At 74.1% G+C, this 7708-nt stretch carries 8 protein-coding genes; 4 read left to right on the plus strand and 4 right to left on the minus strand.

Translation table 11 applies throughout. From position 1 onward, the window contains the following. Positions 1–654: alpha-ketoglutarate-dependent dioxygenase AlkB family protein (locus ACWEN3_RS36195; RefSeq protein ID WP_452979871.1), on the minus strand; the 654-nt coding region annotated here is incomplete at its 3' end. Positions 655–733: 79 nt separating this feature from the next. Between ACWEN3_RS36195 and ACWEN3_RS36200 the strand changes: the two genes are divergently transcribed. Continuing rightward, positions 734–1867 carry a methyltransferase gene (locus ACWEN3_RS36200; protein ID WP_452979873.1) on the plus strand — a complete coding sequence of 378 codons (1134 nt, stop codon included), beginning with the start codon at positions 734–736 and terminating at the stop codon, positions 1865–1867. A 234-nt stretch (positions 1868–2101) separates the two neighbouring features. On the opposite strand, the gene ACWEN3_RS36205 is transcribed toward ACWEN3_RS36200, so the two are convergent. Both ACWEN3_RS36205 and ACWEN3_RS36210 read right to left on the minus strand, forming a co-directional pair. Continuing rightward, the gene (locus ACWEN3_RS36205; protein WP_452979876.1) at positions 2102–2962 is read right to left on the minus strand and encodes a class II fructose-bisphosphate aldolase; all 861 of its coding nucleotides are present in this window, start codon (positions 2960–2962) and stop codon (positions 2102–2104) included. Between the two features lie 31 nt (positions 2963–2993). Next, positions 2994–3875, minus strand: coding sequence for an SIS domain-containing protein (locus tag ACWEN3_RS36210; RefSeq protein WP_452979879.1), 882 nt, complete (start codon positions 3873–3875; stop codon positions 2994–2996). 157 nt (positions 3876–4032) lie between these two features. On the opposite strand from ACWEN3_RS36210, the gene ACWEN3_RS36215 reads away from it, so the two are divergent. Then, entirely contained in the window at positions 4033–4812 is a 780-nt protein-coding gene (locus ACWEN3_RS36215) for a DeoR/GlpR family DNA-binding transcription regulator (protein WP_452979882.1), read from the plus strand. A 39-nt stretch (positions 4813–4851) separates the two neighbouring features. On the opposite strand, the gene ACWEN3_RS36220 is transcribed toward ACWEN3_RS36215, so the two are convergent. Next, a complete protein-coding gene (locus ACWEN3_RS36220) occupies positions 4852–5247 on the minus strand; it encodes a luciferase domain-containing protein (RefSeq protein ID WP_452979885.1) in 396 nt (131 codons plus the stop codon). A gap of 301 nt (positions 5248–5548) precedes the next feature. Between ACWEN3_RS36220 and ACWEN3_RS36225 the strand changes: the two genes are divergently transcribed. Together ACWEN3_RS36225 and ACWEN3_RS36230 are read left to right on the plus strand one after the other, a co-directional pair. Further along, positions 5549–6799 carry an MFS transporter gene (locus ACWEN3_RS36225; protein WP_452979888.1) on the plus strand — a complete coding sequence of 417 codons (1251 nt, stop codon included), beginning with the start codon at positions 5549–5551 and terminating at the stop codon, positions 6797–6799. A 138-nt stretch (positions 6800–6937) separates the two neighbouring features. After that, positions 6938–7699, plus strand: a complete 762-nt coding sequence (locus ACWEN3_RS36230; RefSeq protein WP_452979891.1) for a maleylpyruvate isomerase family mycothiol-dependent enzyme — start codon at positions 6938–6940, stop codon at positions 7697–7699. Positions 7700–7708 lie beyond the last annotated feature (9 nt).

A 7708-nucleotide genomic window follows, 5' to 3' on the forward strand; every position in this document is an offset into this window, starting at 1 on the left:
GCGGCGAACAGCAGACCGCCGACGAGGGTCAGCGCACCCTCCGTGACCAGGCCCGCCGCCGGTGCGACGGCGGTGCTGGACGCGGGGCACGCCGTGGTAGGCGAGCCGGGACGGGCCGCCGAAGACGAACAGGTCGCCGCTGCGCAGGTCCACGTCGGTGTACGGCCTGGTCCGGGTCTCGGCGTTGCCGAAGCGGAAGACGCAGGTGTCGCCGAGGCTCAGCGAGACGACCGGTGCGTCGGCCCGCTCGTCGCCGTCGCGGTGCATGCCCATGCGGGCCTCGCCGTCGTAGAAGTTGATCAGCGCGATGTCGTACGGCGCGGCCGGGAGGGCGTGCGGGCCGAGCGCGTCGGCCACCGCCCGCCGGCCCAGCTCACCGAGCCAGGCCGGGAAGGGCTTCACGGGGGCTCCGTCGCCGTCGACGACCGTGCGGGCGTAGGCGTACGGGTACCAGTGCCAGCCCAGGCACACCTGGCGCGCGGTCATGGTGCCGCCGCCCGGGGTGCGGACCGTGCGCAGCCCGGCCGGGGGCCGCGCCCACTCCCGGCAGGCGGCCAGCAGCTCGCGCTGCCGCTCCCGGGGCAACCAGTCCGGGACGTGCACGGCGCCCGGCGCGACCTCCGCGCGCTCCCGCGGGAACAGCTCGTCCTCCATGCGCTCCATCCTGCCGCAGGTCCGCGCCACCATCGCTGAGCTGCGGCTCCGCTAGCCTGGTCGCACGATGAGCGACCGTATGACGACACCGTGGGGCGAGGTCGAGCTGTCCCGCTTCCCCGATGACCCCCGCGACCGGCTGCGCGCCTGGGACGCCTCCGACGCGTACCTGCTGCGCCATCTGGCCGAGGAGGAGGTGCCGCTGACGGGGGCGGTCGTGGTGCTCGGGGACCGCTGGGGCGCGCTGGTCACGGCGCTCGCGGAGCACCGGCCGACGCAGATCACCGACTCGTTCCTGAGCCAGGAGGCGACCCGCGAGAACCTGGCGCGGGCCGGTGTCGAGCCCGGCGCGGTACGGATGCTGACCACGCAGGATCCGCCGCCGGAGCGGGTGGACGTGCTGCTGGTGCGGGTGCCGAAGAGCCTGGCGCTGCTGGAGGACCAGCTGCTGCGTCTGGCGCCGGCCGTGCACGCGGGCACGGTCGTCGTGGGCACCGGCATGGTGAAGGAGATCCACACCTCCACGCTGCGGCTGTTCGAACGGATCCTGGGGCCGACCCGGACCTCGCTGGCGCGGCAGAAGGCGCGGCTGATCCTCTGCACCCCGGACCCGGCGCTGGAGCGGCCCGCGAACCCGTGGCCGTACAGCTACGCGCTCCCGGACGGCGTCGGACCGGTCTCCGGCCGCACGGTGGTCAACCACGCGGGCGTGTTCTGCGCCGACCGGCTCGACATCGGCACCCGCTTCTTCCTCGGGCACCTGCCCGGGCCGGGTGCGGGCCGCGTGGTGGACCTGGGGTGCGGCAACGGCGTCGTCGGTACGGCGGTGGCGCTGGCCGACCCGGCGGCCGAGGTGCTCTTCGTGGACGAGTCGTTCCAGGCGGTGGCCTCGGCGGAGGCCACGTACAAGGCCAACGGGGTGCCGGGGCACGCCGAGTTCCGGGTGGGGGACGGGCTGGCCGGGGTGGCGCCCGGTAGCGTGGACCTGGTCCTGAACAACCCGCCGTTCCACTCCCACCAGGCGACGACGGACGCGACGGCGTGGCGGATGTTCAGCGGGGCGCGGCGCGCGCTGCGGCCGGGCGGTGAGCTGTGGGTGATCGGCAACCGGCACCTCGGCTACCACGTCACGCTGAAGCGGTTGTTCGGGAACAGCCGGCTGGTCGCCGGCGACCCGAAGTTCGTGGTGCTGAAGGCCGTCAAGCGGGGCTAGCGCGCAACGCCCCGGGGGACCGCGCCGAGTTCGGGGCGGCTCACCCGGCCCGGCCGGAAGGTGGGCGGGGCGCCGTCGGCGACGAGGTCGGCGTTCGTCGTAGCCGGACGGCGTGCGGCTGCCACAGATCGGGGAGCCGGAAGACGCCGGTGCGGCCCGCGACGCCGTGCACGCCGGCTCCCGCGGCGACCACGTCGGGCGGCTCGCCGAGGTGCACGGCCGTGTGCCGCACGATCAGCGGGGGGTGCGGGACAGGACGCCGATGATGCGGGCCACCTCGTGGGCCATCGCCTCCCGGCCCACGCTGAGGTACTTGCGGGAGTCGACGGCCTCGGGGTGGGCGGCGAGGAAGGCGCGAATGGCGCCCGTCATGGCGGCGTTGAGGGCGGTGCCGACGTTGACCTTGGCGATGCCGCCGGCGACCGCGGCGACCAGGCCGTCGTCGGGCACGCCGGAGGACCCGTGCAGGACGAGCGGGACGGCGAGCGCGGCGGCGAGGCGCTTGAGCAGGGCGTGGTCGAGGACGGCGGTGCGCGTGGTCATGGCGTGCACGCTGCCGATGGCGACGGCCAGGGCGTCGACACCGGTCCCGGCGACGAAGTCCCTTGCCTGGTCGGGGTCGGTGCGGGCGCCGGGGGCGTGGGCGTCCAGCGGGGGCCGGCCGTCCTTGCCGCCGACCTGCCCCAGCTCGGCCTCGATGTAGAGGCCCTGGGAGTGCGCCCAGTCGACGGCCGCCCGGGTCGCGGCGAGGTTGCCGGCGTAGGACAGCCGGGCCGCGTCGTACATCACCGAGCTGAATCCGGCGCCGGGTGCCTGGCGCAGCAGGTCGTCGCTCTGCACATGGTCCAGGTGCAACGCGACGGGTACGGCGGCCCGTTCGGCGGCGGCGCAGGCCGCGCGGGCCAGTGGCAGCAGCCGTCCGTAGCGGAACTTGACGGCGTTCTCGCTGACCTGGAGGACGACGGGGGCGCCCGCCGTCTCGGCGCCGGCGATGACGGCCTCGACGTGTTCCAGGGTGATGACGTTGAAGGCGGCGACGGCGGAGCGGGTCTCGGCGGCACGGGTGACCAGCTCGCCGGTGGAAGCGAGGGGCACTTCGGGTGTCCTTCCGGGGCGGGCGTCGGGATCAGGGGGCGAGGATCACCGAGCGGGTGAGGTGGCGCGGCCGGTCGGGGTCGAGGCCGCGGGCGGCGGCCACGGCGACGGCGAGACGCTGGGCGCGGACGAGTTCGGCGAGCGGGTCGAGACCGCCCTCGACCCACAACCCGCCGGTGGCGCGGACCTGTTCGGCGAGGCCGTCGGGCGCCTCGCCGAACATCCAGGTCGCGGTGCCCTCGGTGGTGATGCTGATCGGGCCGTGCCGGTACTCCATCGCGGGGTAGGCCTCGGTCCAGGACAGGGAGGCCTCGCGCATCTTCAGCCCGGCCTCGTTGGCGAGTCCGACCGTCCAGCCGCGTCCCAGGAAGGTGAACTGGGTGCAGCCGACGAGCTTTTCGGGCAGATCGGTGGTGAGGGCCCGGCGGGCGTCGGCGACGACCGAGTCCGTGTGCAGGCCGAGATGGGCGCGCAGAAGGGTGAGGGCGGTGGTCGCGAACCGGGTCTGGACGACGGAGCGTTCGTCGGCGAAGTCCAGGACGACGAGGTCGTCGGCGGCGGTCATCACGGGGGTGGCGGGGTCGGCGGTGACGGCCGTGGTCCGCGTCGTCCCGCGCAACCGGTCGAGCAGGCCGAGCACTTCGGTGGTGGTGCCGGAGCGGGTGAGGGCGACGACCCGGTCGTACGACCGTCCGTGCGGGAACTCCGAGGCGGCGAAGGCATCGGTCTCGCCCGCTCCGGCGCCCTCGCGCAGGGCGGCCACCGCCTGCGCCATGAAGTACGAGGTCCCGCACCCCACGACGGCGACCCGTTCGCCCGGCCCCGGCAGCGCCTCGCGGTACCGCCCCGCGGGGGCGGCCGCCCGTATCCAGCACTCGGGCTGGCTGTTCAGCTCGTCCTCGACATGGGTCATGCCCACACCCTCCCCTGGCTGCTTGTTCCTGCAAGATATAGCGAGCTTTCGAGCACAATCAAGCATTCGGGCGCAGTGCGGGTGCGTTAGGGTCGCCGGAGAGCCGGAGAACGATCGGAGTGCGATCGGCTGCCGGCCCGGAGAACGGAGGCTGCGGATGTCCCGGGACGCCCGCTGGAAGGCGCTGCTGGAACTGCTCGTGGAGCGCGGCCGGCTGGACGTCGAGGAGGCGGCGGCCGAGCTGCGGGTGTCGGCCGCGACGATCCGCCGGGACTTCGACCAGCTCGCCGAACAGCAGATGCTGGTCCGCACCCGGGGCGGCGCGGTGGTGCACGGGGTGTCGTACGAACTGCCCCTGCGCTACAAGACGGCCCGCCGCGCCTCCGAGAAGCAGCGCATCGCCAAGGCGGTGGCCGATCTGGTCGCGCCCGGCGAGGCGGTGGGACTGACCGGCGGTACGACCACCACGGAGGTGGCCCGGGCGCTGGCCGTGCGCGGCGATCTGTCCGACGGCTCGCCGGCGCTGACCGTCGTCACCAACGCGCTCAACATCGCCAACGAGCTGGCCGTACGCCCCCAGTTCAAGATCGTGGTCACCGGCGGGGTGGCCCGCCCGCAGTCGTACGAGCTCATCGGCCCGCTCGCGGACGGGGTGCTGGGGCAGATCACGCTCGACGTGGCGGTGCTCGGGGTCGTCGCCTTCGACGTGACGCACGGCGCGGCCGCGCACGACGAGGCGGAGGCCGCGATCAACCGGCTGCTGTGCGAGCGCGCCGAGCGGGTGGTGGTCGCCGCGGACTCCAGCAAGCTGGGGCAGCGGGCGTTCGCCCGGATCTGCGGCGCCGACCTGGTGAACACGCTCGTGACGGACACGGCGGTGGACCAGGACACGGTGCGGCGGTTCGAGGAGGCGGGGATCCGGGTCATCGCCGTGTGACACCGGAGCCGACGGCGCCTCACCGGCCCGCCGCGGCTCTCAGAACGCGCCGTGGTCCGCCTTCACGAAGCCCGCGCCCCGCTGGTCGTTGCACCCGGCCACCGGACGGTCGGCCGGGTCGGGCCAGGTCTGCTGCGCCTGGAGTGCCACGCTGACCAGCGTCAGCAGCAGGTCGACGTCGCTCGCGGCGTCGAGACGCAGGGTCACCCACTGCGAGCCGGGCACGATCCTGATCGCGCCCGCGTCCCGGAAGTCCTTGGCGAACCGCCGGATGGCGCGGTCGGTCAGCCGCAGGTCGACATCGCGGTCGGAGTGGAAGTGCACGATCTCGCCCTGGGCCGAACTCACCGCCTCTCCCAGTCCGCAGCTCGGGACGGCCTGTCTCAGGTCCGGCCAGGTCGCCAGTTGCGCGAGCGCGCGCGAGGCCAACGTCATGGGCCCATCATGACGCGCTCACCCCTCGGCAACCAGCTCGTGAGCAAGCATTAACCGACCTGTATCCGCACGGGATCCGGGGGCGCGCCCACCTGTCCGAGCGTGAACGGGAAGGCACATGGAGTGAATTGCCCCTTTCGTGACGCCAAATCCACTCGGCGGGGCCGGCTTTCAGGTCCCCACTCCCGGGAGACACGGACCACACCCGCACCGAGCCCTCCTCGCCCCCCTTGCTCCAATGCCCCACCCCTCCTACCCTGAGTTTGTGCCGCTAATAAACAAAACCCGAACGCACAGCGTCGTGCCGGGCCAGGACCTCACCGGGCTGCGCGTGGCGATCAGCGCGTTCTTCGCCCTGGACGGGTTCATCTTCGCTGGATGGGTGGTGCGCATCCCCGACATCAAGCACCAGACGCACGCCTCCGCGGGCTCCCTCGGACTCGCCCTGCTCTGCGTCTCCGCGGGGGCCGTGCTCACCATGACGCTGACCGGGCGCCTGTGCCGCCGTTACGGCAGCCATCCGGTGACCGTCGTCTGCATGGTCGTCCTCGCGCTCAGCGTCTCGCTTCCCCCGCTGACCCACTCCGCCGCCGCACTGGGCGCGGTCCTGCTGCTCTTCGGGGCGGCCTACGGCGGGGTCAACGTCGCCTTCAACAGCGCCGCCGTCGATCTGGTGGCCGCGGTGCGCAGACCGATCATGCCGAGCTTCCACGCCGCGTTCAGCCTGGGCGGGATGGTCGGCGCGGGCCTCGGCGGCCTGGTCGCCGGCGTCCTCTCCCCCACCCGCCACCTCCTCGCCCTCACCGTCCTCGGCCTCCTCGTCACCGCCCTCGCCGGCCGAACCATCCTGCGACACGAGCCACCGGCACCGCCGGAGCGGAGCGAGCTCACGCCGATCGAGCGGGACGGCGGCGGCGAGAGGGGCGGTGCGGGCGCGGGCGCGGCAGGTGGGGCCGAAGTGGGCGGCTCCGAGGCCGATGGCACCGGAGGGGGCGGGGCGGGCGGTCGTACCCGTGGACTGGTGATGGTCTTCGGGCTGGTCGCGCTGTGCACCGCCTACGGTGAGGGCGCCATGGCCGACTGGGGTGCGCTGCATCTCCAGCAGGACCTCGCGGCGTCCGCGGGCACGGCGGCCGCCGGGTACGCGTGTTTCGCGCTCGCCATGACCGTCGGCCGGCTCACGGGTTCGGCGCTGCTGGCGCGCCTCGGCCGGGCCCGCACCGTGATCGCGGGCGGGACCGTCGCGGCCGCGGGCATGCTGCTCGGCTCGCTCGCCCCCTTCACCTGGGTGGCCCTGGCCGGCTTCGCCGTCACCGGACTCGGGCTCGCCAACCTCTTCCCGGTCGCCGTGGAGCGGGCCGGCGCCCTGGCCGGGCCGTCCGGCGTCGCCGTCGCCTCCACACTGGGCTACGGCGGCATGCTCCTCGGGCCGCCCGCGATCGGCTTCATGGCCGACTGGTTCTCCCTGCCCACCGCCCTCACGAGCGTGGCCGCACTGGCCGCCGTCGCCGCCGCGATCGGGCTGTCCACGCGCCGGACGATGAACGGCTGACACCGCGCGGGCCGACGTCCGTTCGAGCACGACCGACACCGAGGACGGCCGGCGTGCACCACCCGACGCCTCGCCACAGCCCCCGTCCACGCCACCCCGTCCCCACGACCCCCACCGCCATCCGTCACACTCATCCCCATGGAGACTGCCGAGTATCTTCGGACGTTGGAGCAGGAGGGCCGGCTGCTCGCGGCGGCCGCCGCGCAGGCCGGGGTCGACACCAAGGTGCCGGCCTGCCCGGAGTGGCAGGTGCGGGACCTGCTGCGGCACACGGGCGCGGTGCACCGGTGGGCCACGGCCTTCGTCACCGACGGGCTCACCGAGCCGCACCCCATGGACGAACCGCCGGACGTGGACGGGGCCGAGCTGGTGGCCTGGTACCGCGACAGTCACCGCCTGTTGGTCGACAGCCTGGCCGCCGCGCCCGCCGACCTGGAGTGCTGGACCTTCCATCCCGCGCCCGGTCCCTCGCCGCTGGCGTTCTGGACCCGGCGGCAGGCGCACGAGACGACCGTCCACCGGTACGACGCCGAGGCGGCACGAGGCGGTACGGCGACCCCCGTCGCGACGGGCTTCGCGGTGGACGGCATCGACGAGTTGCTGCGCGGCTTCCACGCCCGCTCCAGGAGCCGGGTGCGCGCACAGGAGCCGCGGGTGCTGCGGGTGCGCGCGGTGGACGGGGGCCGGGACGCGGTGTGGAGCGTACGGCTCACCGCGCAGGCGCCTCCGGTGACCGTCCGGGCGGTGGCCGGCGAGGCAGCGGCGGATGTCGAGGCCGACGCCGAACTGTCGGGACCCGCCGACCAGTTGTACCTCGCCCTGTGGAACCGCGTCCCGCTGCCGGAGGTGACCGGCGACCGCTCTCTCGCGACCCTGTGGCGGGAGACGTCCGGGATCTGACGCGCGGTC

The organism is Streptomyces sp. NPDC004561, from assembly GCF_053602155.1.